A 24,002-nucleotide genomic window follows, 5' to 3' on the forward strand; every position below is an offset into this window, starting at 1 on the left:
CGCGCGGCTCTCCTCCTGACCCCCCTCGCATGAGCCGGACGCATGATTTCCTGAATCTTCAGGCATTGGACGCATGTGTCCTCCGTGATCGACCCTGGAGGACAAGACATCTGCCCCCTGCCCGCAAGGAGTCGATCGGTCCATGAAGGCGTCGCGCCGCGTCCCGCTCACCCCGCTGCCCGTCTCGGCGGCAGCCCGGGGAGCCGTCGCGCTCGCCCTGCCGCTGCTCGCCGGAGTGGCCTCCGGGCACGTGGTTCCCGCGGTCCTCGCGGCCATCGGTGCGCTGTGGGGAGTGAGCCAGGACGGCGAGGACCCCTACCGGCTGCGGGTCCGGCGGCTGGCCTGCACGGGCGCGGCCGCCGCCCTCGGACTGCTCGCCGGTGAACTCGCGCTGCGCAGCGGCCGGCCGGGCGCCGTCACCGTCTGCCTGGTCGCCGTCGCCCTGCTCGCGGGCGCCGTCAGCCTCCGCGGGCCGCTCGCCTCCGTGGCCGGGCTGCACCTCCTGCTCGGTGCGACCGTGGGCGGCGGCATCCCGGTGCCAGGCCCCTGGTGGCAGGCCCCGCTCGCGCTGCTCACCGGGGTCGGCCTCGTGGCCGTCCTGTCCACGGCACCCTGGCTGTGGCGGCGGCACGCCATCGAGCGGGCGGCCGTCCGCGCCGTGTACGGGGCCGCCGCCGAGGCACTGGAGGCGGCGGGTTCCCCCGGGGCCGAGGCCGCGCGCAGGCGGCTGACCTCCGCCCTCGACGACGCCCACCGGGTGATGGGCCGCCACCTGACCGGCCGCGTCCGTCCCGGTACGGAGCTGAGCGCGCTGCGCACCGCCTTCGACACGGCGCTGCGGCTCGGCGAGGTGACCTCGGCCCTGGTCTGGGAGGGGCGTCCGCTGCCGCACTGGGCCGTACAGGTGCCGCAGGCGACGGCCGCCCGGCTGCTGCCGCCGGCCGGAAGGACGGCGCCCCGCGCACCGGGTTCGGCCCCCGTACCCGCCCCGGGTCCCGACGCGGTCCCGGCCCCGGTCACCGCCCCGGCGTGCGGAGGGGACGGCGGGCCGGACTCGCCGGGACTTCGGGCGCTCGCCGGCCTGTGCGCGCAGACCGAGCCGCCGGCCCGCGCGGAGGGGACGGCGGCACGTCTCCCGGCGCAGCCCTGGCACGGCCGGGCGGCCCAGGTGCGCTACGCCGTGCTGCTCACCGCGTGCGTGCTCGTCGCCCAGCTGTGCGCGGGGCTGCTGCACGGTCCGCGCGGATACTGGCTGCCGATGACGGTGGCCTTCGTGTACAAGCCCGACTTCGGGCCCGTGCTGCGCCGGGCGCTGCACCGCTGCGCGGGAACGGTCGCCGGGGTGGCCGCCATCGGCGCGGTGACGCTGCTGACGAGCGACACCTACGTCCTCATCGGCGCCGTGGCCGCCTTCGGCGCGCTCATGGCCGTCGGAGTACGCCACCACTACGCGCTCGCCACGACCGCTCTGACCGCCGTCGTCCTCGTCCTGGTCGACCTGCTCGGCGACCACCGGGCGCTGTACTCGGCCCGCATCCTCGACACCGCCCTGGCCGCGGCCGTCGTCCTCGTCGCGCACTTTGCGCTGTGGCCGGACTCCGCGCGGGGCCGTGCCCTGGCCCGGACCGAGGCCGCCCTGGCCGCCGCCCGCCGGTACGCGGATCTGGCCCCCGGCGCCGCACCCGCCCAGCGGCACGCGCTGCGCCGCGGCGCCTACCACCGGCTCGCCGAGGCCCGGCGGGCGCTCGCCCACGCCCGGCTCGAGCCGGGACGGCCCGGCCGCGGGCCGGCCGCCCCGGCCGGCCTTCCCGGCCTGGAGGACGCCGTGACCGAGGCGGAGCGGCTCTGCGACGCCGTCAGCGCGCGCAGCCTCGGTTCCGCGACGGCCGCCTCCGCCCTCCGTGCTCCTCGCTGCACAGTGGCGGGTGCGATGGGAGGATGAGCACGATGGATCTCCAGGTGCTGCGTGCGTTCCAGGCGGTGGCCGAGGGCCTCACGGTGACGGAGGCCGCCGCCGACGCCCGTGTCACCCAGCCCGCCCTGTCGCGGGCACTGCACCGGCTGGAGGACGAGGTGGGCGCGGAACTGCTCCAGCGGGTCGGCCGGGTACTGCGGCCGACCCCGGCCGGGCGCGTGTTCAAGGAGTACGTCGACACCGCCCTCGACGCCTGCGACCGCGGGCGGCGGGCGGTGGCCGAGGCCGTCGACCCGGAGGCGGGCGTGGTGTCGCTGGCCTTCCTGCACACGCTGGGCACCTGGCTGGTGCCCCGGCTCGTCACCGGGTTCCGCGAGGCGCTCCCGCAGGTCCGTTTCGAACTGCACCAGCACGAGGAGAACGGCCTGGTGCAGCACCTCCTGGCCGGCACCGCGGACCTGGTGATCACCAGCGGGGACCCGGAACATCCGCTGATCACCTGGCGGCGGCTGCTGGTCGAGCCGCTCTGGCTGGCCGTACCCACCGGGCACCGCCTCGCCCGGCGCGGCCGGGTCCGGCTTGCCGAGGTCGCCGAGGAGCCCTTCATCCTGCTCAAACCGGGCTACGGGCTGCGCAGCGTCACCGAGTCCCTGTGCCGTCAGGCGGGTTTCGCCCCGCGGGCCGGCTTCGAGGGCGAGGAGGTGCACACCCTGCGCGGGCTGGTCGCGGCCGGCCTCGGCGTGTCCCTGATCCCTTCGTCGCCGGACGCGGCGGCGACACCGGACTTCCCCATCCGGTACCTGGAGATCACCGATGTGCACGGCGCCCGTGACATCGGCATCGCCCGGCTCACCGGCCGCACCCTGCCGCCGGTGGCGCGGCGCTTCCTCGACCACGCGCTGCGGTCGACGGCCGTCGCGGCCGGCACGGAAAAGTGAGGGCGTCCCGTGGCCCGGCGCCGGCCGCCCCACCCGGCCGGCCGTCGCGTCGGGGCGGCCGCCGCCGGCACCCCGGTCCGTGCCGCGGCCGCCGTCCGCACCCCGGTCGCCCCCGCGGCCGCGGTCCGTGCCCCCGCCCCCGCCTCCGCCCCTGCGGCGGACATGCCCATGCCCGGAGCAAGGGGCCGGACCGGGCGGGGCCGCCCGGCGCGCTGGTGGTCCGGCCGAGCCCGTCGGGAGTTCCTGTGAACAGGCCGCCCGAGTCATGGCGCGTGGACCGCCTCCCCCGGACGGCCCACACGTTCGCGCGCGCCCGCGTGCGCGCGTCCGGTGCTTGCGCGGGCTGCCGCCCGGCGGCCGGGCTGTGCGGGAGCGAACGGTGAGGCGGCCGCTCCGCGGCGGGCACTGCGCCTCCCGCACGGCGCGCGCGGGAGGCGAGCGGCCCCGCCTGCCCGCGCCGCCGCCCTGGCTGCGCTGGCTGCCGGTCGGCTACCTCGCGGTCGTCCTGGCCATCGAACCGGTCACTCCGGTGGACTGGCCGGTGAGTTTCCTGCTCATCGCGCTGCCACTCGTCGCGGCCTACTCCTACGGGCCCTGGGCGGTGGCCGTCGTCACCGTTTTCGCCATCGTGTTCGAAGGCGTGCTGGCGGGCACCCCGTGCTGCGCCGGCCGGTCCGTGGGCTACCTGTGGGACCGCCATTACGTCGCCAACTACGTCTGCACCTCGCTGGTCGGTGTGCTGGGGACGATCCTCGCGGTGCACCGCACCCGCCGTGAACGCACGCTGGCCACGGTGCGCACGGTGGCGGAGACCGCGCAGCGGGTGTTACTGCGCCCGGTCCCCCGCCGGCTCGGCCAGGTCGCCGTGGAGACCCTCTACCTGTCCGCGGCGGCGGAGGCACGCATCGGCGGCGACCTGTACGAGGTGGTGCCGACGGCGTTCGGGGTCCGGCTGCTGGTGGGCGACGTCCGCGGCAAGGGGCTGGTGGCCGTCGAGACGGCGGCGACCATGCTGGGCGCCTTCCGTGAGGCCGCCCACGACGAGACGGACCTGACCGGCGTCGCCCGCCGCATGGAGCGGAGCATGAGCCGCCACGCCGCGCAGTTGCCCGGCGGTGAGGCGGCGGAACGCTTCGTCACCGCGGTGTTCGCGGAGATCCCCGACCACGAGCCGGTCATCCGCATCGTCAACTGCGGTCATCCGCCCCCGCTGATCATCAAGGAGGGCGGGGTGGCCGAACTGCACGCGACCGACCCGTCCCCGCCCATCAACCTGGGGGTGCTGATCGGTGACGGCTACCACCAGGACGTGGAGCCGTTCAGGCCCGGCGACCAGCTGCTGCTCTACACCGACGGCGTCACCGAGACCCGGGATCCCGGCGGGGCCTTCTACCCGCTTGCCGAGCGGGTCGGCCCCTGGGTCGGCCTCGCGCCCCGGGAACTCCTCGACCGCCTGCACGAGGACCTGCTCGCCTACAGCGGAGGAAACCTCGACGACGACATCGCCGCGCTCGCCGCGTACCGCCTGCCCGGCGACTCCCGTTCCTGACCCGCACCGCCCACCGGGCCGGCCCACGGGACGCACGCCTGTCCGGCGCCCGCCCGCCCCTCCTGAGCTGTCCGGCCCGCGGGACGCCTGTCCGGCGCCCGGCCGCTCCTCCTGCGCTGCCCGGTCCGGACGGCCCGACCGGAGCCGGGCCGCGGCACGCCCCTCCCGGGCCGCCCGTTCCCGCCGCCTCCCGGCAGCCGGAGGCCGGTGCCGCCCAGCGGTCAGCCGGACTCCGGTGCCGTGCGGTGGCCCGCCCGGTCCCGGTGCGCCAGCGCCCGCTGGGCCCGGAACAGTCCCGGCGGCAGCCGGCGGCGCAGGGCGGCGCGGGCCGCGTTGGCGCCCGGCGCGCCATGGACACCGCCGCCGGGATGGGCTCCCGCGGAGGCGAGGTAGAGACCCGCCACGGGTGTCTCCGGGCGACCCGTGCCGGGGACCGGGCGGAACACGAGCTGCTGGTGGAGGGCGGTGGTGCCGCCGTTGATGGAACCGGTATCGAGGTTGCTGTCGAGCGCCTGGAGCGTGGGCGGGGCGAGGATCCGGCGGGCGCGGACCTTCGCGCGGAAGCCGGGCGCGAACCGTTCGACCTGCCGTTCCATCCGGTCGGCCATGATCTCCTGCTCCCGGGTGTCCCAGGTGCCCGTCAGGCCCTCCTCGGCCGCGTCCCCGGTGATCTCCCGGGGGACGTGCGTGTACGCCCAGGCGGACTCGGTGCCGCGCGGTGAGCGGGTGGGGTCCGCGGTCGTCATCTGGCCGAACAGCGCGAACGGCCGGTCGGGGACCTGGCGCATGGCGATCTGGGCGGCGAACCGGGTGAGTTCGTCGAATCCGTCGGCCAGGTGGACGGTGCCCGCCCCCGCGGCCTGCCCGGCCCGCCAGGGCACCGGCCCGTCCAGGGCCCAGTCCACCTTGAAGGTGGCGAAGTCCCACTGGAAGCGCCGCAGGTCGGCGAGGAGCTGCGCGGGCAGGTGCCGGGCATCGACGAGCCCGCCGTACAGGGCGGGCACGGACACGTCGGCGAGCACGGCGCGGTCCGCGGGCACCGTGGCACCGCCCGCGGTGCGTACGGCGACGGCGCGTCCGCCGCGCACCACGACGTGGTCGACCCGCTCGCCGCAGCGCAGCGTGCCGCCGTGCGCGCGCAGCCGCCGGGTCAGGGCCTGGGTCAGGGCGCCGGCCCCGCCGACCGGGACGGGGAAGCCGTTGCTCTGCCCGAGCATGGACATCAGCCAGCCGAACCCGCCGCTGCCGGCGGATTCCGGGGCGAGGTCCGCGTGCAGCGCGTTGCCGGCCAGGAGCAGCCGGCCGCCCTCGCCGCGGAACTCCTCCTCCCCCATCCGGCGTACCGGCAGCAGCATGGTGCGGGCCAGTCGCAGTCCGCCCGCGCCGCGCAGCCGGGCGGCCAGCCGGGCCCCGGCCCTGACCGGCGGGAACGGCGCGAACAGGGCGTCCATCAGGTCGGGTCCCAGCCGCCGCCAGATCTCGTGCAGGCCCCGCCAGGCCTCCCCGTCGCCGTCGGCGAACGCGTCGAGGGAGGCGGCGGTGGTGTCGATGCTCCGGTCCAGGACGGCGCACCGGCCGTCGGTGAGCGGGTGGGCCAGGACGTGCGGGGCGTGGCTCCAGGTCAGGCCGTGGTCCTGGAGCCGGAGCCGGGCCAGCACGGGCGAGGCTGCGGCCAGCGGGTAGAAGGAGCTGAAGAGGTCGTGGACGAAGTGGGGATGAACGCCCCGGTCGTGCCGTACGCCCCCGCCCGGCTCGGGCTGCTCCTCCAGGACCTCCACGCCCCAGCCCGCGTCGGCCAGCAGGTTCGCGGCCACCAGACCGTTGGGGCCGGCCCCGATCACCACGGCGTCAGCCATGGCCGCCTCCGGGTCCGGACGGACCGACGGGGTGCCGTGCGGCCCGCTCCCGCGCCTCGTGCGCGCCGTCGGCCTCGCACACCTTGGCCAGGCGGGCGAGCATGGCGCGGTGACGGATCTGGATCAACGACTCGACGCCCACGTTGTGCACCACACCGCCCGCGCCCTGGAGGGGGTGTTCGTCCACGATCACCAGGCAGTGCTCGCCCCAGGGGCGCAGTTCGATGGCGATGCGCGCGGTGCCCAGGAAGCCCGCGTGCGCCTCGAGTTCGAGGAGCGCGCCCTCTTCGCAGTTGCGCACGATGGTCTGGTTGGTCAGGCGCAGCGGTCCGAGGCGGACCTGGTACTCCAGGGCGGAGCCGAGCTGCGGCCACCGTCCGCGCACCGGCTGCGAGCGCTCGGTGCCCACGACCCACTCGGCGTAGCGGGTGCCGTCGGCGAGGAGGGCCCACACGGTCCGCGGACTGGTCCTGATCAGACGGTGACGTACGGCCACGCGTGCCTCCGGGGATCGGCTGTGGTGCGGTCGGCCGACCGAGTGCCCCCTGCGGCCCGGGCCAACCGAGGGTCTCTCGCCGCGTGCGCCGGCCCGGGAGCGCGCCGCGGCCCGGGCCGGTCCGGGGCCCGGGCCGGGTGGGCTCGGGGCCGGCCGGCTACCGCCGCTCGTGCCCGTCCGGCTCACCCGCGAGCGCTTCGTCCTCGCCGGGCCCCGGCGGGGGGCAGGGGGCGCCGGGTGCGCCGGGGGCGGGGGGCAGTGCGAGGTGGGTGAGGTCTCCGGGGGGCGGGGTCGTCACGGGCCACAGCGGTGCGGGGGTGCCGTCGGCCACGGCCGCCGGGGCGTCGGTGAGGTTCATGCGCTCGCGCAGCCGGCCGTAGAAGTCCATGGGCCCCAGGCGTACGGCCCGCAGCCGGCGCGGGGCCGCGTAGACGCCGATCCAGTCCCCCGGGTCGAGCACGCCCCGCAGCTGCCCGTCGATGCTGACGGCCGCCTGCCCGGACCGTTCCAGCACGCGCAGCGCGACGGGTTCGTCCGGCGCGGCCACGACCGAGCGGTTGAACGCCATGTGCGGGGCGACCGGGGTGAAGACCAGGGCGTCCGCGCGCGGGGAGACGACGGGACCGCCGGCGGCGAAGCTGTAGGCGGTCGACCCGGTCGGGGTGGCGACGAGCAGGGCGTCGGCGGAGTACGACGCCAGGAGCCGGCCGGCGATGTAGACGCCGACGGACACCTGCCGGTCCCGGGCGAGCTTCTCCACGACGATGTCGTTGAGCGCGGTGACGTTCAGGGCGATGCCCCAGTCGTCACCGGCCTCGCAGTCGGTGCGCACCCGGGGCGGCGGGAGCAGCGGGCGGCGGCCGTAGCGCATCAGCTCCTCGATGCCCGCGGGCACCTCCAGGCGGCGGGAGGCGCGCAGGGTGAGCAGCAGCCGGTTCTCGACGGTCAGCCGGCCGTCGAGAACGGCGTCCAGCGCGGAGCGCACGAACGCGGCGGGCACCTCGGTGAGGAAGCCGACCCGGCCGAGGTCGACGCCCAGGACCAGGGCGTCGTGTTCGGCGGCGAGCCGGGCGCCGCGCAGGAAGGTGCCGTCGCCGCCCAGGGTGACGATGAGGTCGGGGTCGCCCGCGGCCTCCACCTCCTCGCCGGCGCTGCGCCGGCCGCCGTCGTGCCACACGTCGATGTCGGTGCAGCGTACGGCGCGCTCCTCGCACCATGCGTGCACGATCCGCTGGGCGGCGACGGCCTCGGGCCGCCCGCCGTGCACGACCAGGCCGATGCGATGCACTGTCACAGCTCGGCCGGGTTCCCCCGGAGCGGGGCGGCCAGCACTGGGCGCAGGTAAAGGAATCTTATGGTCTAGTCCAAAGAATCGTCTGGTCCAGACCAATCCATTGACGTGCTCGCAACAGCGTCAGGAAGCTGGGGCCGCTCCCCCACCACCTCCCCTCCCCTGGAGGCACGCAGTGAGACGTCTTCGCGCATGTCTGGGCGCGACCGCCGCCGTCGGGCTCGCCGCCCTCGGCACCACCGCCCTGGTCGCCGGCAACGCCTCGGGCGCGCCGAGCGCGCTCGGCAACCGCTGGTACGCCGCGGCCCCTTACCTCATGCCGCTGGACAACGACCCGCCGGACGCGGGCGCCATCATGGACGCCACCGGTCTGAAGGCCTTCCAGCTCGCCTTCGTCCTCGCCCCCAACGGCGGTGGCTGCTCACCCACCTGGGACGGCACGGCCCCGGTCTCCTCGGACACGGCCGTGAAGTCCGTGATCGACGGCATCCGTGCCAAGGGCGGCGACGTCTCGGTCTCCATCGGCGGATACGGCGGCACCAAGCTCGGGCAGGCCTGCTCGGACCCGGCGGCCACGGCCGCGGCGTACCAGCAGGTCATCACCAAGTACGGGCTGCACGCCATCGACTTCGACCTGGAGGAGCCGGAGTACGAGAACACGGCCGCCATCAGGAACGAGATCGGCGCGGCGAAGATCCTCCAGCAGAACAACCCGGGGCTGTACGTCTCCGTCACCACCGCCGGGACGGCGGACGGCACCGGCTGGTTCGGCAAGCAGATGCTGCTGGAGGCCAAGTCCCAGGGGTTCACCCCGAACAACTTCTCCATCATGCCCTTCGACGGCGGCTTCAACGGCGCGGCCTCGCAGACCGCCGCGCTGGCCAAGTTCAACCAGGTGCTCCAGTCCACGTTCGGCTGGAACGAGGCGACCGCCTACGCCCACGAGGGCTTCTCCGGCATGAACGGCCGCAGCGACACGGGCGAGATGTTCCCGCAGAGCGACTTCCAGACCGTGCTGGACTTCGCCACCGCCCACAACATGGACCGCTTCACCTTCTGGTCGCTCAACCGCGACCGGCAGTGCTCGCCGCCCGACAACGGCGGCCGGACCTCCGGCACCTGTTCCAGCGTGCCGCAGAACTCCTGGGACTTCGCCAAGTACTCGGTGAAGTTCGCCGGGGCGACCCCGCCCACCACGCCTCCCACCACACCCCCGCCGGGCACCGGCTGCAGGACGGCCTGGGACGCGGGCACCGCGTACACCGGAGGCAGCGAGGTCTCCTACGGCAAGCACAACTGGAAGGCCAAGTGGTGGACGCAGAACGAGACGCCCGGGGCCTCCCAGTGGGGACCGTGGCAGGACGAGGGCGCCTGCTGACGCCCTGAGAGCGGCGACGGCCGGCCGCGGCGCGGGTGTTCTCCCGCCGCGGCCGGCCGTCGCCGTGCGGTCAGGGCCGCTTGGCGACCGTCAGCAGCGCCGCGGCGTCCTCGAGGGCCTCCAGAGCGTGCCGTGCCCCGGGCACGATGAGCAGGTCCCCGGCCATGCCGTCCCAGGAGGCGTCGCCGCTGCGCAGCCGGACCCGTCCGCGCAGCACCAGCACGGTCGCCTCGCCGGGGTTCTCGTGCTCGGTCAGGGCGGTTCCGGCGCGCAGGGTGATGAGGGTCTGCCGCAGCACGTGCTCGTGGCCGCCGTAGACGGTCTCCGCGCTGCGGCCGTTGGAGGAGGCCCCCGCCCGTTCCAGGTGCTCACGGGCGCGGGCGTCGAGGGAGATCTTCTGCATGGCTCGCTCCTCAGCGGGACGGTGGATGCGGACGGGGCGGAGGGGGCCGCCGCGCCGGGCCGCGGCGGCCGGGCCTCAGTAGCGGACCCCGATACGGCGCCAGCGGCGGCCGCCGGTGCCCGGCTCGGCGGGGTGGGCGGGCACCCGGCGCCGGTAGAGGACGTAGGGACGCCACAGATACCACAGCGGGACGCTCCAGGCGTGCACGAGCCGGGTGAAGGGCCACACCGCGAGGATGGCCCAGGCCGCGGTCGCGTGGACCCGGTAGATCAGCGGCGCGTGCGCGATGGCCGCGACGTCGGGGTTCCCGGCGAACAGGCCGCGGAACCACAGCGCCACGCTCTGCCGGTAGTCGTAGCCTGCGCCGAAGAGGTTGACGCCCATCGTCGGGATGACGCCCAGCACGATCACGATCGCCAGCAGGACCAGCGCCAGCCAGTCGACCGGGCTGGTGGAGGCGCGCACCCGGGGCACGGTGGTGCGCCGGAAGGCCAGGAGTGCGACCCCGGCGATCACCGCGAGCGCGGCGACGGTGCCGCCGATGGTGGAGAACCAGCGGTAGGTGTTCTCCGGGACGCCGAGCCACCGGGTGAAGGACTCCGGCACGAGGATGCCGAGGACGTGTCCGGCGATGGCCGCGAACGTGCCGTAGTGGAAGAGCGGTCCGCCCCACTTGAGCAGGCGCCGCTCCTGGAGCTGCGTGGAGCGGCTGGTCCAGCCGAACTGGTCGTAGCGCCAGCGCCACACGTGGCCGACGACGAAGGTGACGAGCGCGAGGTAGGGCAGGATGACCCACCACCACAGGTCCCAGGAGTTCATCGGCTCTCTCCGGTCGGGGCGGCGACGGACGTGGGCACGGGCCCCGGGTGCGGCGCGGGGGCGGAGGCGCCGGCCATGTACTCGGGCGGGGCGAAGGGATCGAGCCCGACCTGTTCCGCGGGCGGCCCGTCGGCGGCCAGCCGCCGCCAGGTCTCCCGCTCGCGGCGGTCCGGCGGGGGCAGTCGCCCGCACACCGTCTCCAGGACGGGCGTGTACGGGTCGCGCCGTTCCGCGAGCGCCCGGCGGAGCAGTTCGAGCCCGGCCCGGCACTGCACGAGGACGCGGTGTCCGGGCTCGGGGGCGAGCGCGGCGAACTCCAGCACGAGCGGCAGGAAGTCCGGCAGTTCGTCCTCGGGGGGCTCCTGGCCGGCCTGCCGGTAGGTGTGCTTGAGGGCGAGCAGCGCCATGCCCCGCGCGCGGGTGTCGCCGTGCCGGTAGTAGGTCAGGTGCAGGGAGCGGCGGCGGGTGTGGTCGAAGGTGGCGACGTAGCGCTGGGCGGCCTCGGTCGGTGTCAGGGCGCGCAGGTGCGCCGCGACGGCGGCCAGCCGGGCCCGGTCGGTGGCGTCGGTGACGGCGGGCAGGGCCTCGGTGACGTCGTCGAGGCAGGCGAGCGCGGCGGGGTCCGGGTAGCGCAGCAGGACGGCGGCGACGCGGTGCACCACCGGGGTGTCGGCGGCCCGCCGGGGGGTGCGGCGCGGGGCGAGGCGCGGGCTCACGAGGCGTCCCCCGGGGCGCCGAAGAGTCCGGGTGCCGGGCCGTCGCCGTTCCAGCCGAGGAGGTTGAAGCGCACCTGTCCGTCGCTGTCGTGGAACTGGCTGCCGCCGCCCGGTGCCGTGAGACCGGGCAGCGGGGGCGGCGGCACCGGGCCGAGCACGTCGTCCTCGCGCGCCCCCCGGTCGCTCCCGCCGCCCGGGCGGTCCAGGGAGCAGTGCTGGGCCATCAGCGCGCCCGATCCCTCGGCGTGCGCCTTGGGGACGACGTAGCGCTCCTCGTACTTGGCGACGGCGAGCAGCCGGTACAGGTCCTCGATGTCGTCGGCGCTCGCACCGACGCGGTCGAGCAGGTCGCGCGGGGCGGGGTCGCCCAGCTGTCTGGCCCGCATGTGGGCGCGCATGGTGGTGAGTGTGCGCAGCACGCCCTCGACGACGGCGGTGTCCCCGGCGGTGAAGAGGTTCGCGAGGTACTCGACGGGGATGCGCAGCGCCTCGATGGCGGCGAAGATCCGGTCGGGGTCGTCGTCGTGGTAGCCGGTGGCGTGCACGGCGTCGGCGACCGGGGAGAGCGGGGGGACGTACCACACCATCGGCAGGGTGCGGTACTCCGGATGCAGCGGCAGCGCGACCCGGTGCCGTTTGATCAGGGCGTACACCGGCGAGCGCTGGGCGGCCTGGATCCAGTCGCGGGCGACGCCGTCGCGTTCGGCGGCCTCCCGCACCCACGGCTCGTGCGGGTCGAGGAAGACCGACAGCTGGGCCTCGTAGAGGTCCTTGTCGTCCTTGACGGAGGCGGCGTCGAGGACGGCGTCGGCGTCGTAGAGCATCACTCCCAGGTGGCGCAGCCGGCCGACGCAGGTCTCGGAGCAGACGGTGGGCTGCCCGGCCTCGATGCGCGGGTAGCAGAAGGTGCACTTCTCGGCCTTGCCGGTGCGGTGGTTGAAGTAGACCTTCTTGTAGGGGCAGCCGGAGACGCAGAACCGCCAGCCGCGGCAGCGGTCCTGGTCGACGAGGACGATGCCGTCCTCCTCGCGCTTGTACATCGCGCCCGACGGGCAGGAGGCGACGCAGGACGGGTTGAGGCAGTGTTCGCAGATGCGCGGCAGGTAGAACATGAACGTGTGCTCGAACTCCATCCGCACCCGTTCGGCGAGCCCTTCCAGGTTCGGGTCGGCGGCTGCGTACTCACCGGCGCCGGCCAGGTCGTCGTCCCAGTTCGGGCCGTGCACGGGCCGCATGTCCCGGCCGGTGAGCTGGGACTTGGGACGGGCGCTGGTGAAGCTGTCGGACAGCGGCGCGGTGGTCAGGCTGCGGTAGTCGTACGTCCACGGCTCGTAGAAGTCGTCGAGCGAGGGCAGTTCGGGGTTGTAGAAGAGGCTGAGCAGCTTGCGCACCCGGCCGCCGGACCTGAGCGTCAGCCGGCCGCGGCGGTTCAGGGTCCAGCCGCCCTTCCACTTCTCCTGGTCCTCGTAGCGGCGCGGGTAGCCGGCGCCGGGCTTGGTCTCGACGTTGTTGAACCAGATGTACTCGGAGCCCGGCCGGTTGGTCCAGGTCTGTTTGCAGGTCACCGAGCAGGTGTGGCAGCCGATGCACTTGTCGAGGTTCATCACCATCGCGACCTGGGCCATCACCTTCATCGGAAGTCGACCTCCTGGGCGCGCCGGCGGATCACGGTGATCTCGTCCCGCTGGTTCCCGGTGGGACCGATGTAGTTGAAGCCGTAGCTGAACTGGGCGTAGCCGCCGATCAGATGGGTGGGTTTGATCACCAGGCGGGTGAGGGAGTTGTCGCCGCCGCCGTGCAGCCCCGAGGTCTCGGTGCGCGGCACGTTCAGGTGGCGGTCGATGGTGTGGTACATGAAGACGGTTCCCTCGGGCATGCGGTGGGTGACCACGGCGCGGCAGGCGACCACGCCGTTGCGGTTGTACGCCTCGATCCAGTCGTTGTCGGCGGCGCCGATCCGCTCCGCGTCCAGCGGGCTCATCCAGATCACCGGGCCGCCGCGGAACAGCGTGAGCATGTGCAGGTTCTCCTGGTACTCGGAGTGGATGGACCACTTCGAGTGCGGGGTGAGGTAGCGCACCACGAGTTCGGGGTGCCCCCGCACGTCCCGGCGGGGGTCGCCGACATGGGCGAGCATGTTCAACGGGGGCCGGTACACGGGTAGTTGCTCGCCGAACTCGGCCATCCAGTCGTGGTCGAGGAAGAAGTGCTGGCGGCCGGTGAGGGTGTGCCAGGGTTTGAGGCGTTCGACGTTGACGGTGAAGGGCGAGTAGCGGCGCCCGCCGGACTCGGTGCCGGACCACTCCGCGGAGGTGATGACCGCGCGCGGCTGGACGCGGGTGTCCTCGAAGGTGATGCGGTCGCCGGAGCGTTCCTCGGCCAGGTCGGCGAGGGGGACGCCGGTGCGTTCCTCCAGCGCGTGCAGCGACTGCACGGCCACCCGCCCGTTGGTGGTGCCGGACAGTGCCAGGACGGCCTCGCAGAACTGGTCGTCGCGGGCGATGGAGGGCCGCCCGTCGGCGACTCCGCCGCGGACCGTGCCGTTGCGGGCGCGCAGGTAGGCGATCTCCTGCCCGGGTCTCCAGGTGAGGCCCTTGGTGGAGGTGCCGAGGGTGTCGATGAGCGGCCCCACGGCGGCCATCTTCTCGGCGACCTTGGTGTAGTCGCGCTCGACGACGGTCAGCTTGGGCATGGTGCGGCCGGGCACGGGCGCGCACTCGCCGGCCCTCCAGTCGAGCACCCGGCCGTGCGGCTGGGCCAGTTCGTCCGGGGTGTCGTGGGCGAGCGGGGCCGCGATGACGTCCCGGCGCACGCCGAGGTGGGTGGCGGCCAGCCGGGAGAACTCGGCGGCCATCGTATGGAAGATGTCGAAGTCGCTGCGGGTCTGCCAGGGCGGTGCGATCGCCGGGTTGAAGGCGTGCACGAAGGGGTGCATGTCGGTGGAGGACAGGTCGTACTTCTCGTACCAGGTGGCCGCCGGCAGGACGACGTCGGAGAACAGGCAGGTGCTGGTCATCCGGAAGTCGACGGCCACCGACAGGTCGAGCTTGCCCACCGGCGCCTGCTCGCGCCAGGTGACGTCCTTGGGGCGCAGAGCGGGCGGGGTCTCGGGGGCGGTCACCGCGTCGTCGGTGCCGAGCAGGTGGCGCAGCATGTACTCGTGGCCCTTCATCGACGACGCGAACAGGTTCGCGCGCCAGATGAGCAGCACCCGGGGGAAGTTGGCCGGGTCGTCCGGGTCCTCGGCGGCGAACCGCAGCCGCCCGGCCCGCAGTTCGCCGACGATGTGGTCGGCGACCTCCTTGCCGGCCCGCTCGGCCTCGTCGCACAGGTCGAGCGGGTTGCGGTCGAACGCCGGGTGGGAGGGCATCCAGCCCAGCCGGGCGGCGAGCGCGTTGCAGTCCGGCAGCGTCCGGCCGGCGAGCCGGCCCTGCCCGAGCGGGCTGGTGAGCACGTCCGCGGAGAAGGCCTCGTAGCGCCACTGGTCGGTGGCCAGCCAGAACAGCGGGGTGCCCACCATGTGCCGGGTGGGCCGCTGCCAGTCCAGCCCGAAAGGCGAGGTGGAACCAGCCGGTGAGCGGGCGGACCTTCTCCTGGCCGACGTAGTGCGCCCAGCCGCCGCCGTTGACGCCCTGGCAGCCGGTCAGCATCACCAGGGAGAGGAAGGAGCGGTAGATCTGGTCGGAGTGGAACCAGTGGTTGGTGCCCGCGCCCATCGCGATCATGGACCGGCCGCCGGTGCGCTCGGCGTTGCGGGCGAACTCCCGGGCCACCCGCGCCGCCGCCGCCGCGGGCACCGAGGTCACGGCCTCCTGCCAGGCGGGGGTGCAGGGCACGCTCGCGTCGTCGTATCCGGTGGGCCACTGGCCGGGCAGGCCCTCGCGGGCCACCGCGTACTGGGCCATGACGAGGTCGAAGACGGTGGTGACGAGGTGGCCGCCGATCCGGGTCGCCGGCACGCCGCGCCGCAGCACTCCCCCGGACTCCCCCGGCCCGGCGTCGAAGCGCGGCAGGTCCACCGCCACCGCCTCGCCGCCGGGTCTTCCGTGCAGGGACAGCAGCGGGTCGGTGCCGTCGAGCCGCAGGTTCCAGCGGGGGCCGTCCTCGGGGACGGTCCAGCGGAAGCCCAGTGATCCGTTCGGCACGACCGGCTCGCCGGTGCGGGCGTCCAGGAGGACGGTCTTGAACGCGGCCGCCTCCTCCTCGTCCGCCCCGGGCAGGTCCGCGGCGGTGAGGAACTTGTCGGGGACGTGGGCGCCGGGCGCCCCGTCGCGCTCCCGCAGCCGGACCAGGAACGGCAGGTCGGTGTAGGTCTTGGCGTACTCGGTGAAGCGGGGCACCTGCCGGTCGCGGTAGAACTCGGTGAGGATGACGTGCCCCATGGCCATGGCGAGCGCCCCGTCGGTGCCGGGGGCCGCGGCGAGCCAGTCGTCGGCGAACTTGGTGTGGTCGCCGTAGTCGGGCGAGACCACGACGACCTTCTGTCCCCGGTAGCGCGCCTCGGTCATGAAGTGCGCGTCCGGTGTGCGGGTGATCGGCAGGTTGGTGCCCCACACGATCAGGTACCCGGCGTTCCACCAGTCGCCGGACTCCGGTACGTCGGTCTGGTCGCCGAACACCTGCGGCGAGGCCATCGGCAGGTCGGCGTACCAGTCGTAGAAGGAGGAGATGGTCCCGCCGATCATCGACAGGTAGCGGGTGCCCGCCGCGTAGGAGGCCATCGACATGGCCGGGATCGGCGAGAAGCCGACGATGCGGTCCGGGCCGTACCGCTTGACGGTGTGCACCTGCGCCGCCGCGACCAGTTCGACGGCCTCCTGCCAGGTGCAGCGCACGAAGCCGCCCTTGCCGCGGGCCCGTTTGTACGCCGCGCGGCGCCCGGGATCGCAGGTGAGCCACTCCCAGGCGGCGACCGGGTCGGCGGTGCGGGCGCGGGCCTGCCGCCACAGGTCCAGGAGCGGGCCGCGCACGTACGGGTGGCGGATGCGGGTGGGCGAGTAGGTGTACCAGGAGAAGGAGGCGCCCCGCGGGCAGCCGCGCGGCTCGTACTCGGGCGAGTCGGGGCCCACCGAGGGGTAGTCGGTGGCCTGTGTCTCCCAGGTGATGATGCCGTCCTTGACGAACACCCGCCACGAGCAGGACCCCGTGCAGTTCACGCCGTGGGTGGAGCGCACCTCCCGGTCGTGCCGCCACCGCTCCCGGTAGAACTCGTCGGCCGCACGGCCCCCGTCGCGGTAGAGGACCCGCCGGTCGGACGACTGCTCGCCGGGGAAGAAGTACTGCGCCGAGCGCATCAGACGTTCGAGGGCCTCACCCGGGCGGTCGGTGCTCACACTCTCGCCTCTCTCGCGTCAGGACCCGGCCGGACGCGGCCCGTGCGGGTCGGGGTCCGGCCATCGCCAGTCTTGGCCGTCACCGGCGCGGCGACAAGCGGCCAATCGCGCGAATCATCCCAAAAGCCGCCTTCCGGGCGGCGGCGTAAGGTGATCGTGCGGGGCGCCGAGGGGGGAACGAACGGGGCTCCGGTTCTTGGCGGGAGGTGCCTGGCATGTCCGACGATCCATGGCTGTGGGAGCCCGCGGACGAGACGGCCGGGCAGGTGGCCGCCGCGCTGGAGGAGATCGGCCGCCGGGCCGGGCCGGGGTCCTTCGAGGAGCTGAGGGCGCAGGTGCGCCGGCTGGCCCGCGGACAGGGCAGGCTGCGCCGGCTGCTGGACGCGGTGGTGGCCATGAGCGCGGACATGGACACCAGGGCCCTGCTCCAGCACATCGTGGACGCGGGCACCGACCTCGTCGCCGCCCGCTACGGGGCCCTCGGGGTGCTCGGCGAGGACGGCGACTTCACCGACCTGATCACCGCGGGCGTGGACGCCGAGCAGCTCAAGGCCGAGTCCGGGCTCCCGCAGAGCCACGGGCTGCTGGGCAGCCTGATCGCGGACCGCAGGCCGCTGCGCGTGGACGACGTGGCGGCCGACCCCCGCTCGGTCGGTTTCCCCGAGGGCCACCCGGTGATGCGCACCCTCCTGGGCGTGCCCCTGACGGTGCGCGGCACGGTGTACGGCAACCTGTACCTCGCCGACAAGGAGGACGGGACGCCGTTCCGTGACGACGACGAGGCGCTGCTGACCGCGCTGGCCAGCGCCGCGGGCGTCAGCATCGAGAACGCCCGGCTGTACGAACGCCTCAAGGGGGCCACCGAACAGTTCCAGCGCCGGATGCTGCCCGTCCTGCCCGATCTCGCGCCGCTGCGTGTCGAGGCGCGCTACGAACCGGCCTCCGAACTGCCCCGGCTCGGCGGCGACTGGTACGACGCCACACTGCTGCCGGACGGCGCGGTGTTCGTCGTCGTCGGCGACGTCACCGGTCACGACGTGGAGGCGGCGCCGCTGATGGGGCAGATCCGCAACATGCTGCGTGCCCTGGCCTTCGACCGCTGCGGACCGCCCGGCCTGGTCGTCGACAGGCTCGACCGGGCTCTGGCCATGTACGGCGAGCCGACGGCGGCCACCCTGGTCGCGGCCCGCATCGAGCACGAGCCGGGCACCGGCTACACGGTGCGCTGGACCAACGCCGGGCATCCGCCGCCCCTGCTGGTCACCGCCGACGGCACCGTCGACGTGCTGGCCCCCGAGCAGCACGGCATCCCGGTCGGCGTCGATCCCGCGCTGCCGCGTCCCGACCACAGCGTGGCCCTGCCCTGGGCGAGCACCCTGCTGCTGTTCACCGACGGTCTGATCGAACGCCGCGGCCAGGACATCGACGCCGGTCTGCGGCAGCTGGCCGCACGGGCGGCCGCCCTCGCCACCGCCCCGCTGCACGCGCTGTGCGACGCGCTGATCACCCGGCAGGACGCGTACGACGACGACGTGGCCCTGCTCGCGGTGCGGGTGCCCGCGGCGCCGGAAGGGGGCCGCGGCCCGGCTCAGGAGGGGCAGCCCGGGTCGTGATCCCCCGGTCCCGGGTCGTCGTCGGCGCGCGCGTGCGGGGGCGGGTCGAAGTGGACGGTGATCTTCTCGAACCCCTTGAAGGACTCGGTCGTCGCGTAGGACCGGTAGGCCCGCTGGTCGCCCGCGCTGAGGTGGACGCGGTCGGTGAACGGGCTGAGCAGGCTGCGGGGCCACAGCCGCATGCACCGCACGGCGCCGACCTCGGCGGTCAGGACGTAGACCAGCGAGCCCAGGTAGATCCAGGCGAGCAGGCCGAGCACGATGCCGAACAGACCGTACGTCGCCGTGGCGCCCCGCAGCACGTGGCCGACGTAGTAGGTGCCGACCCACAGCAGTCCCTGCCAGGCGCACCCCGCGCCCAGCGCCGGACCGCCCAGCACGCGCAGGGGCAGCCGGCGCCGGGTCAGCAGCCGGTAGCTGGCGACCAGCAGCGCCGCGTACAGGAGGACGGCCAGCACGTCGGCGGCCACCCGGACCCCGACGGCCAGCCGGGCGCCGAACAGGCCCGACGCCCACTCCTCGGCGGTGGACAGTGCGGTGGTGACACACAGGCCGAGCGCGAGCAGCGACAGGAACTTCAGGCCCTTCAGACGTGAGCGGAACGGGTCGGGCCGGGCGTGCCGGGGCACGGCGAAGATCTTGTTCAGCGCGTGCTGCGTGGCCTGGGCGACGTTCAGCGCCCCGTAGACACTGCCGGCCACACCCACCGCGACGGCGAGCACGTTGCCCTGGAACGAGTGGATGTTGTGGGCGATCTGGTCCCCGATCACGGGGAACTCGCCGAGGGCCGAGTTCAGTACCGCGTGCTGCAGGTGGGGGCTGCTGCTGAGGACGGCGCTGAGCACCGCGACGAGGAAGAGCAGCAGCGGGAAGAGCGCGAGGAAGCCGTAGTACGTCAGCAGGGCGGCCAGGTACGCCGCCTGGTCGTCGTAGAACTTGTAGACCACGGCCAGCGGCAGCCCCGCCCAGCGGTGCCGTCGCTGGTAGGAGTCCACCCGGGCCAGCACTCCCATGCGCTCTCCCACACGGTCGGCCGCAGCTCCGCTGCCGCGTACGCCGCCCGGTCCAAGTGCCCTGGCCAGGGCGTTCCATGCGGGAGGGCTACGGCGCGGCCTCCCGGTCCGAGGCCGGCCAGACGTACGGCAGGTCGTCCGGCACCCCCGGGAACAGGTCCGCGTAGTGGTCCGGGTCCTTGCGCACCAGGGCCGAGCGGTGGCTGCGGTGCAGGGCCTCGTCGCCCAGCCAGGGCGGCAGCTCACCGGCCGCGGCCAGCTCCTGCTGCTCGCGCACCCGCAGGCCCGGACGGTGGGCGGCGAGATCGGCGACGAGGGAGGCGGCGCAGCTGTCCTGGTGGCCGTACTCGCGCCAGACGCGGCACACGTCCAGTCCGTAGCGCACCAGGGCTTCCTCGTAGCCGGCCCACATGCGCACCGCCGGATGCCGGCGCCAGCCGTAGCCGGGGACGGTCAGTCCGCGCAGCACCTGCAGCGCCTCGACCCGCTGCTTGCCCAGTCTGCGGCGGTCGAGCACCCGCGCCGACTCGGCGAAGACGGGGTAGGGCAGGAAGGTCTGCATGGCACCGTCCGCGGCTGGTGGTCGTGGGGCTCCTCCTCGCCCCGGCAGTCTGCCCTGTGCCGCCGGCCGGCGGGGGGCGGGTTCCGCCGGACGGCGCAACGCGGTGAGCCGCAGGGGCGGACAGCGGGTGAGGCGGGTGCGGGTGGTGGAAGAGATGCGGCACACACGACCCCAGGAGGCCGGATGCCCGATGCCGTGGCCGAGGACGGCGCCGCCCACCCCGGTGCCGCCGGTGATGCCCCGGGCTCCGGCCCCGACGGGGGCGGTTTCGCGCGGCTGAGCGCGGTGGCCGACGCCGTCCTGTACGAGGGCTACCTGCTCTACCCCTACCGCCGCTCCTCCCCCAAGAACCGGGTCCGCTGGCAGTTCGGGGTGCTGCTGCCCCGCGGCCGGGCGGAACGCGACGGGCCCGTCACGGCCGGACCGTCCGGCTCCGCCGACTCCTGGTACCAGCAGACGGAGTGCCTGCTGCGCATCCGGCGGCCGGACGCCGTACTGCGGGTGCGCCTGCGCTACCTCCAGGTGCGGCACAAGCAGGTGGAGGCGGCGGAAGCGGACGGCCGGCACCGCCCCGTCGCCTCGCTGCGCACGGACGACGGCGCGGTGCACCTGACCTTCGACGAGGCGGTACCGCGCGAGAGGGACCTCACCGTCGCGCCGGCCGGCCTGCTCGGCGGCGACGGGTTCACCGCCCCGGTGGGCGCGCCGGCCGGTACGGAGACCGAGCCGCTGCCCGGGCGGGCCGGCCGGGTGGTGGGCCGGTGCGAGGAGGTGCGGGCCCGCACCACGATCACGGCGCGGCGGGCCGGGCCCGGACTGGTCCGGCTGCGGGTGCGCACCGAGAACACCGGAGCGGACCCGGACCCGAAGGCGCCGCGGGAGGAGGTGCTGCGCCGCGCGCTCGTCGCCACCCACACGCTCATCGGCGGGACGGGGGTCGAGTTCGTGTCGCTGATCGACCCGCCCGAGGAACTGGCGGACCTCGCGGGCGCCTGCCGCAACGCGTTCACCTTCCCCGTCCTCGGCGGCGCGGAGCCGGCCGGCGACCGCCCCGAGGGCGTCGGGGAGATGATGCTCTCCGCCCCCATCATCCTCCCCGACCGGCCGCGGGTGGCGCCCGAGAGTCCGGGTGACCTGCACGACGCCGCGGAGATCGACGAGATCCTCACGCTGCGCACGATGCTGCTGACGGACGCGGAGAAGGCCGAGGCGCGCGCCACGGATCCGCGCGCGGCGGAGATCCTCGACCGGGTCGACACCATGCCCCCGGAGGTCTTCTCCCGTCTCCACGGCGCCATCCGCTCCCTGGCCCCCGCCGCGGAGCGCGCGGTCACGGCCGCACCCCCGCAGGAGCCCGCACCGGGCGGCACGTCCGGCGGGCCGGGGGCCGCCGGCGGCGCTCGGCGGCCCGGTGCCGGGCGGCCCGTGTGGTGGCGGGAGGGCGGCGACGACGGCCTGTCGCCGGCGACGGACACCGTGCTGGTCGACGGGGTGCGGGTGGGCGCCGGCAGCCGGGTGCGGCTCCGTCCACGCCGCGGCGCCGACGCGCAGGACATGTTCCTCGCGGGACGCGCCGCCCGCGTCGCCGCGCTCTTCCACGACGTGGACGGCAGCATGCACCTCGCCGTCACCGTGGACGACGACCCGGCGGCCGAACTGCACACCTGGTACGGCCGCTTCCACTACTTCCGCCCCGACGAGGTCGAGCCGCGTCTCGCGGACGACGAGGAACGAGGTTCACTGACATGACGGCGACCGAGGCGCACGGGGCGGGGCGCAGACCCGCTCAGATCGTGGACATGTCCTGGGACCCGATCACCCGGATCATCGGCAACCTGGGCATCTACACCAAGATCGACTTCGCGAACAGGGAGGTGGTGGACTGCCGTTCCACCTCGTCGCTGTTCCGCGGGTACTCGGTGTTCATGAAGGGCAAGGACCCGCGGGACGCCGGGTTCATCACCTCGCGCATCTGCGGCATCTGCGGCGACAACCACACCACGTGCTCCAACTACGCCCAGCAGATGGCGTACGGCGTCAAACCGCCGCCGCTGGCCGAGCACATCACCAACCTCGGCGAAGCCGCCGAGTACATGTTCGACCACACGATCTTCCAGGACAACCTGGTCTTCGTGGACTTCTGCGAGGCCATGGTCAAGGCCACCAACCCGTCCGTCCTGGCCCGCGCGGAACGCACCCAGGCGCCCCGCGGCGACATCCACGGCTACCGCACCATCGCCGACATCATGCGCGCCTTCAACCCGTTCGAGGGCGAGGTGTACAAGGAGGCGCTGAAGGTCTCGCGGGTGACGCGGGAGATGTTCTGCCTGATGGAGGGCCGGCACGTGCACCCCTCCACCCTCTACCCCGGCGGTGTCGGCACGGTGCCCTCCCCGACCGCCTTCACCGACTACCTCTCCCGGCTCCTGCACGTCGTCGACTTCGTCAAACAGGCCGTCGCCATGAACGACGACGTCTTCGACTTCTTCTACGAGGCGCTGCCCGGCTACGAGGAGGTCGGCCGCCGGCGCGTCCTGCTCGGCTGCTGGGGCGCCTTCCAGAACCCCGGCGTGTGCGACTACCGCTACGAGACCATGAACACCTGGGGCCGGGCGATGTACGTCACCCCCGGCATCATCGTCGACGGCCGGCTGGTGACCAGCGACCTCGTCGACATCAACCTCGGCCTGCGGATCCTGCTGGGCTCCTCCTACTACGAGGACTGGACCGGCGAAGCGCCCTTCGTCACCCACGACCCGCTGGGCAACCCGGTCGACATGCGCCATCCGTGGAACCAGACCACCGTCCCCGTCCCGCAGAAACGCGACTTCGACGGCAACTACAGCTGGGTCATGAGCCCCCGCTGGTACGACCGGAGCAGCGGCGACCACCTGGCCCTGGACACCGGCGGCGGCCCGCTGGCCCGGCTGTGGTCCACCGCCCTCAACGGCCTGGTCGACACCCCCTACGTCAAGGCCACCGGCCACAGCGTCCGCATCACCCTGCCCAGGGGCGACACCCTGCCCGAGTCGACGCTCGAATGGCACATCCCCAAGTGGTCCAACACCCTCGAACGCGACCGGGCCCGCCCCTACTTCATCGCCTACGCCGCCGCCATGGCCTTCCAGTTCCTCGACGAGGCGATGGCGCTGGTGCGCGCCGGCGAGACGAAGGTCTTCGAGAACTTCGAGGTGCCCGACGAGGCGATCGGCTGCGGATTCCACGAGGCGGTCCGCGGGGTCCTCTCCCACCACCTCGTCGTCAAGGACCGGAAGATCGCCAACTACCACCCGTACCCGCCCACCCCGTGGAACGCCAGCCCCCGCGACCACTACGGCACACCCGGGCCCTACGAGGACGCCGTCCAGGGGCAGCCGGTCTTCGAGGAGAACGGCCCCGACGACTTCAAGGGCGTCGACATCATGCGCACCGTCCGCAGCTTCGACCCCTGCCTGCCGTGCGGCGTCCACATGTACACCGGCAACGGCAGGACGCTCACCACCCTGCACAGCCCCACCTACGGAGCCTCCCATGGCTGAGGCGGCGGAGCAGTCCCCCGCGGCCCGGCTCACGGACGCCGGCGCCGAGGCGCGGCTGGCCCGCATCGACGGGCTGCTCGCCGAGCTGGAGTCCGCGCCGGGCCCGACGGCAGGGCGCGCGCTGGAGGCGGTGCGGCTGCTGAGCGAGGTCTACGGCGAGGCGCTGGCCCGGCTGCTCGAACACGCGGGCGGCGAGCCGGACGGGCGGGCCGCTGTGACCGAGGACGAGCTGGTGGGGCATCTGCTGGTGCTGCACGGCATCCACCCCGAGCCCGCCGAGCGCCGGGCCGCGCGCGCCGTGGAGCGGCTGCGGCCGGCCGTGCGCGAGCGCGGCGGCGACGTGGAGTGGGTGGGGCTGGAGGGACGGGTGGCCCGGGTGCGGGTGAGCGAGGGCGGCGGCGGGTGCGGTGCCGGTTGCGGCGCCGCGGCCTCCGGTCTCGTGGAGGCGGTCCGTGAGGCGGTGCTCGCCGCCGCCCCCGAACTGGCGGGGGTGGAGCGGCTGCCGGAACCGTCCGGACGGCGGGCGGCTCCCGCGTTCGTCCCGCTGGACGCCCTGGCCCGCCCGGCCTCCCGGAGGTGAC

General features: G+C 74.3%; 17 protein-coding genes and 1 pseudogene. 8 read left to right on the forward strand and 10 right to left on the reverse strand.

What is annotated here, in order from left to right; genetic code table 11:
* The first annotated feature begins 142 nt into the window (after nt 1-142).
* The 3 genes from ABZ719_RS16160 to ABZ719_RS16170 all read left to right on the forward strand — a co-directional run bounded on the left by ABZ719_RS16160 (nt 143) and on the right by ABZ719_RS16170 (nt 4,402).
* Nucleotides 143-1,942, forward strand: coding sequence for an FUSC family protein (locus tag ABZ719_RS16160; RefSeq protein ID WP_366725804.1), 1,800 nt, complete (start codon nt 143-145; stop codon nt 1,940-1,942).
* On the forward strand, nt 1,939-2,853 hold the full coding sequence (locus tag ABZ719_RS16165) for a LysR family transcriptional regulator (protein ID WP_366725805.1): 915 nt from the start codon (nt 1,939-1,941) through the stop codon (nt 2,851-2,853). Before ABZ719_RS16160 ends, ABZ719_RS16165 begins: the two co-directional genes overlap by 4 nt.
* 379 nt (nt 2,854-3,232) lie before the next feature.
* Nucleotides 3,233-4,402, forward strand: a complete 1,170-nt coding sequence (locus ABZ719_RS16170) for a PP2C family protein-serine/threonine phosphatase (protein ID WP_366725806.1) — start codon at nt 3,233-3,235, stop codon at nt 4,400-4,402.
* Between the two features lie 221 nt (nt 4,403-4,623).
* On the opposite strand, the gene ABZ719_RS16175 is transcribed toward ABZ719_RS16170, so the two are convergent.
* From ABZ719_RS16175 to ABZ719_RS16185, 3 genes are all read right to left on the reverse strand, one after another.
* Nucleotides 4,624-6,258, reverse strand: a complete 1,635-nt coding sequence (locus tag ABZ719_RS16175; RefSeq protein ID WP_366725807.1) for an NAD(P)/FAD-dependent oxidoreductase — start codon at nt 6,256-6,258, stop codon at nt 4,624-4,626.
* A complete protein-coding gene (locus tag ABZ719_RS16180) occupies nt 6,251-6,754 on the reverse strand; it encodes an SRPBCC family protein (RefSeq protein ID WP_366725808.1) in 504 nt (167 codons plus the stop codon). Before ABZ719_RS16180 ends, ABZ719_RS16175 begins: the two co-directional genes overlap by 8 nt.
* Nucleotides 6,755-6,911: 157 nt before the next feature.
* A complete protein-coding gene (locus tag ABZ719_RS16185) occupies nt 6,912-8,048 on the reverse strand; it encodes an NAD(+)/NADH kinase (RefSeq protein ID WP_366725809.1) in 1,137 nt (378 codons plus the stop codon).
* A 172-nt stretch (nt 8,049-8,220) separates the two neighbouring features.
* Between ABZ719_RS16185 and ABZ719_RS16190 the strand changes: the two genes are divergently transcribed.
* Nucleotides 8,221-9,423 carry a chitinase gene (locus tag ABZ719_RS16190; protein WP_366725810.1) on the forward strand — a complete coding sequence of 401 codons (1,203 nt, stop codon included), beginning with the start codon at nt 8,221-8,223 and terminating at the stop codon, nt 9,421-9,423.
* 70 nt (nt 9,424-9,493) lie between these two features.
* Here the strand turns inward: ABZ719_RS16190 and ABZ719_RS16195 are convergent, their stop codons facing one another.
* From ABZ719_RS16195 to ABZ719_RS16215, 5 genes and pseudogenes are all read right to left on the reverse strand, one after another.
* Entirely contained in the window at nt 9,494-9,826 is a 333-nt protein-coding gene (locus ABZ719_RS16195) for a LuxR family transcriptional regulator (RefSeq protein ID WP_366725811.1), read from the reverse strand.
* 75 nt (nt 9,827-9,901) lie between these two features.
* A complete protein-coding gene (gene narI, locus ABZ719_RS16200) occupies nt 9,902-10,645 on the reverse strand; it encodes a respiratory nitrate reductase subunit gamma (protein WP_366725812.1) in 744 nt (247 codons plus the stop codon).
* Entirely contained in the window at nt 10,642-11,361 is a 720-nt protein-coding gene (gene narJ / locus ABZ719_RS16205; RefSeq protein WP_366725813.1) for a nitrate reductase molybdenum cofactor assembly chaperone, read from the reverse strand. Before narJ ends, narI begins: the two co-directional genes overlap by 4 nt.
* The gene (gene narH / locus ABZ719_RS16210; RefSeq protein ID WP_366725814.1) at nt 11,358-12,995 is read right to left on the reverse strand and encodes a nitrate reductase subunit beta; all 1,638 of its coding nucleotides are present in this window, start codon (nt 12,993-12,995) and stop codon (nt 11,358-11,360) included. Before narH ends, narJ begins: the two co-directional genes overlap by 4 nt.
* Nucleotides 12,992-16,655 (reverse strand): annotated as a pseudogene (locus ABZ719_RS16215) (nitrate reductase subunit alpha). Before ABZ719_RS16215 ends, narH begins: the two are co-directional and overlap by 4 nt.
* Before the next feature lie 254 nt (nt 16,656-16,909).
* Here ABZ719_RS16215 and ABZ719_RS16220 point away from each other — a divergent pair.
* Nucleotides 16,910-18,307 carry a GAF domain-containing SpoIIE family protein phosphatase gene (locus tag ABZ719_RS16220; RefSeq protein WP_366725815.1) on the forward strand — a complete coding sequence of 466 codons (1,398 nt, stop codon included), beginning with the start codon at nt 16,910-16,912 and terminating at the stop codon, nt 18,305-18,307.
* On the opposite strand, the gene ABZ719_RS16225 is transcribed toward ABZ719_RS16220, so the two are convergent.
* A complete protein-coding gene (locus ABZ719_RS16225) occupies nt 18,283-19,320 on the reverse strand; it encodes a YhjD/YihY/BrkB family envelope integrity protein (protein ID WP_366725816.1) in 1,038 nt (345 codons plus the stop codon). The genes ABZ719_RS16220 and ABZ719_RS16225 overlap by 25 nt on opposite strands.
* A gap of 88 nt (nt 19,321-19,408) precedes the next feature.
* Nucleotides 19,409-19,882, reverse strand: coding sequence for an MSMEG_6728 family protein (locus ABZ719_RS16230; RefSeq protein ID WP_366725817.1), 474 nt, complete (start codon nt 19,880-19,882; stop codon nt 19,409-19,411).
* 183 nt (nt 19,883-20,065) lie between these two features.
* Here ABZ719_RS16230 and ABZ719_RS16235 point away from each other — a divergent pair, with 183 nt between their 5' ends.
* The 3 genes from ABZ719_RS16235 to ABZ719_RS16245 are packed head-to-tail and all read left to right on the forward strand — an operon-like array spanning nt 20,066 to nt 24,001.
* Nucleotides 20,066-21,631 (forward strand): hypothetical protein, encoded by a 1,566-nt coding sequence (locus ABZ719_RS16235; protein WP_366725819.1) that lies wholly within the window; start codon nt 20,066-20,068, stop codon nt 21,629-21,631.
* Nucleotides 21,628-23,421: a nickel-dependent hydrogenase large subunit gene (locus tag ABZ719_RS16240; RefSeq protein ID WP_366725820.1), complete on the forward strand. Its 1,794-nt coding sequence runs from the start codon at nt 21,628-21,630 to the stop codon at nt 23,419-23,421. The genes ABZ719_RS16235 and ABZ719_RS16240 overlap by 4 nt, the downstream gene beginning before the upstream one ends.
* Nucleotides 23,414-24,001, forward strand: coding sequence for a NifU family protein (locus tag ABZ719_RS16245; protein ID WP_366725821.1), 588 nt, complete (start codon nt 23,414-23,416; stop codon nt 23,999-24,001). The genes ABZ719_RS16240 and ABZ719_RS16245 overlap by 8 nt, the downstream gene beginning before the upstream one ends.
* Nucleotide 24,002 lies beyond the last annotated feature (1 nt).

It is taken from the genome of Streptomyces sp. NPDC006743 (assembly GCF_040703815.1).
GTDB lineage: Bacteria > Actinomycetota > Actinomycetes > Streptomycetales > Streptomycetaceae > Streptomyces.

Bases quoted from the DNA above. Each gene is read 5' to 3' on its own strand.
- ABZ719_RS16160 (WP_366725804.1), top strand. From the start codon at position 143: ATGAAGGCGTCGCGCCGCGTCCCGCTCACCCCGCTGCCCGTCTCGGCG.
- ABZ719_RS16165 (WP_366725805.1), top strand. From the start codon at position 1,939: ATGAGCACGATGGATCTCCAGGTGCTGCGTGCGTTCCAGGCGGTGGCC.
- ABZ719_RS16175 (WP_366725807.1), bottom strand. From the start codon at position 6,258: ATGGCTGACGCCGTGGTGATCGGGGCCGGCCCCAACGGTCTGGTGGCC.
- ABZ719_RS16195 (WP_366725811.1), bottom strand. From the start codon at position 9,826: ATGCAGAAGATCTCCCTCGACGCCCGCGCCCGTGAGCACCTGGAACGG.
- narI (WP_366725812.1), bottom strand. From the start codon at position 10,645: ATGAACTCCTGGGACCTGTGGTGGTGGGTCATCCTGCCCTACCTCGCG.
- narH (WP_366725814.1), bottom strand. From the start codon at position 12,995: ATGAAGGTGATGGCCCAGGTCGCGATGGTGATGAACCTCGACAAGTGC.
- ABZ719_RS16220 (WP_366725815.1), top strand. From the start codon at position 16,910: ATGTCCGACGATCCATGGCTGTGGGAGCCCGCGGACGAGACGGCCGGG.
- ABZ719_RS16225 (WP_366725816.1), bottom strand. From the start codon at position 19,320: ATGGGAGTGCTGGCCCGGGTGGACTCCTACCAGCGACGGCACCGCTGG.
- ABZ719_RS16230 (WP_366725817.1), bottom strand. From the start codon at position 19,882: ATGCAGACCTTCCTGCCCTACCCCGTCTTCGCCGAGTCGGCGCGGGTG.
- ABZ719_RS16235 (WP_366725819.1), top strand. From the start codon at position 20,066: ATGCCCGATGCCGTGGCCGAGGACGGCGCCGCCCACCCCGGTGCCGCC.
- ABZ719_RS16240 (WP_366725820.1), top strand. From the start codon at position 21,628: ATGACGGCGACCGAGGCGCACGGGGCGGGGCGCAGACCCGCTCAGATC.
- ABZ719_RS16245 (WP_366725821.1), top strand. From the start codon at position 23,414: ATGGCTGAGGCGGCGGAGCAGTCCCCCGCGGCCCGGCTCACGGACGCC.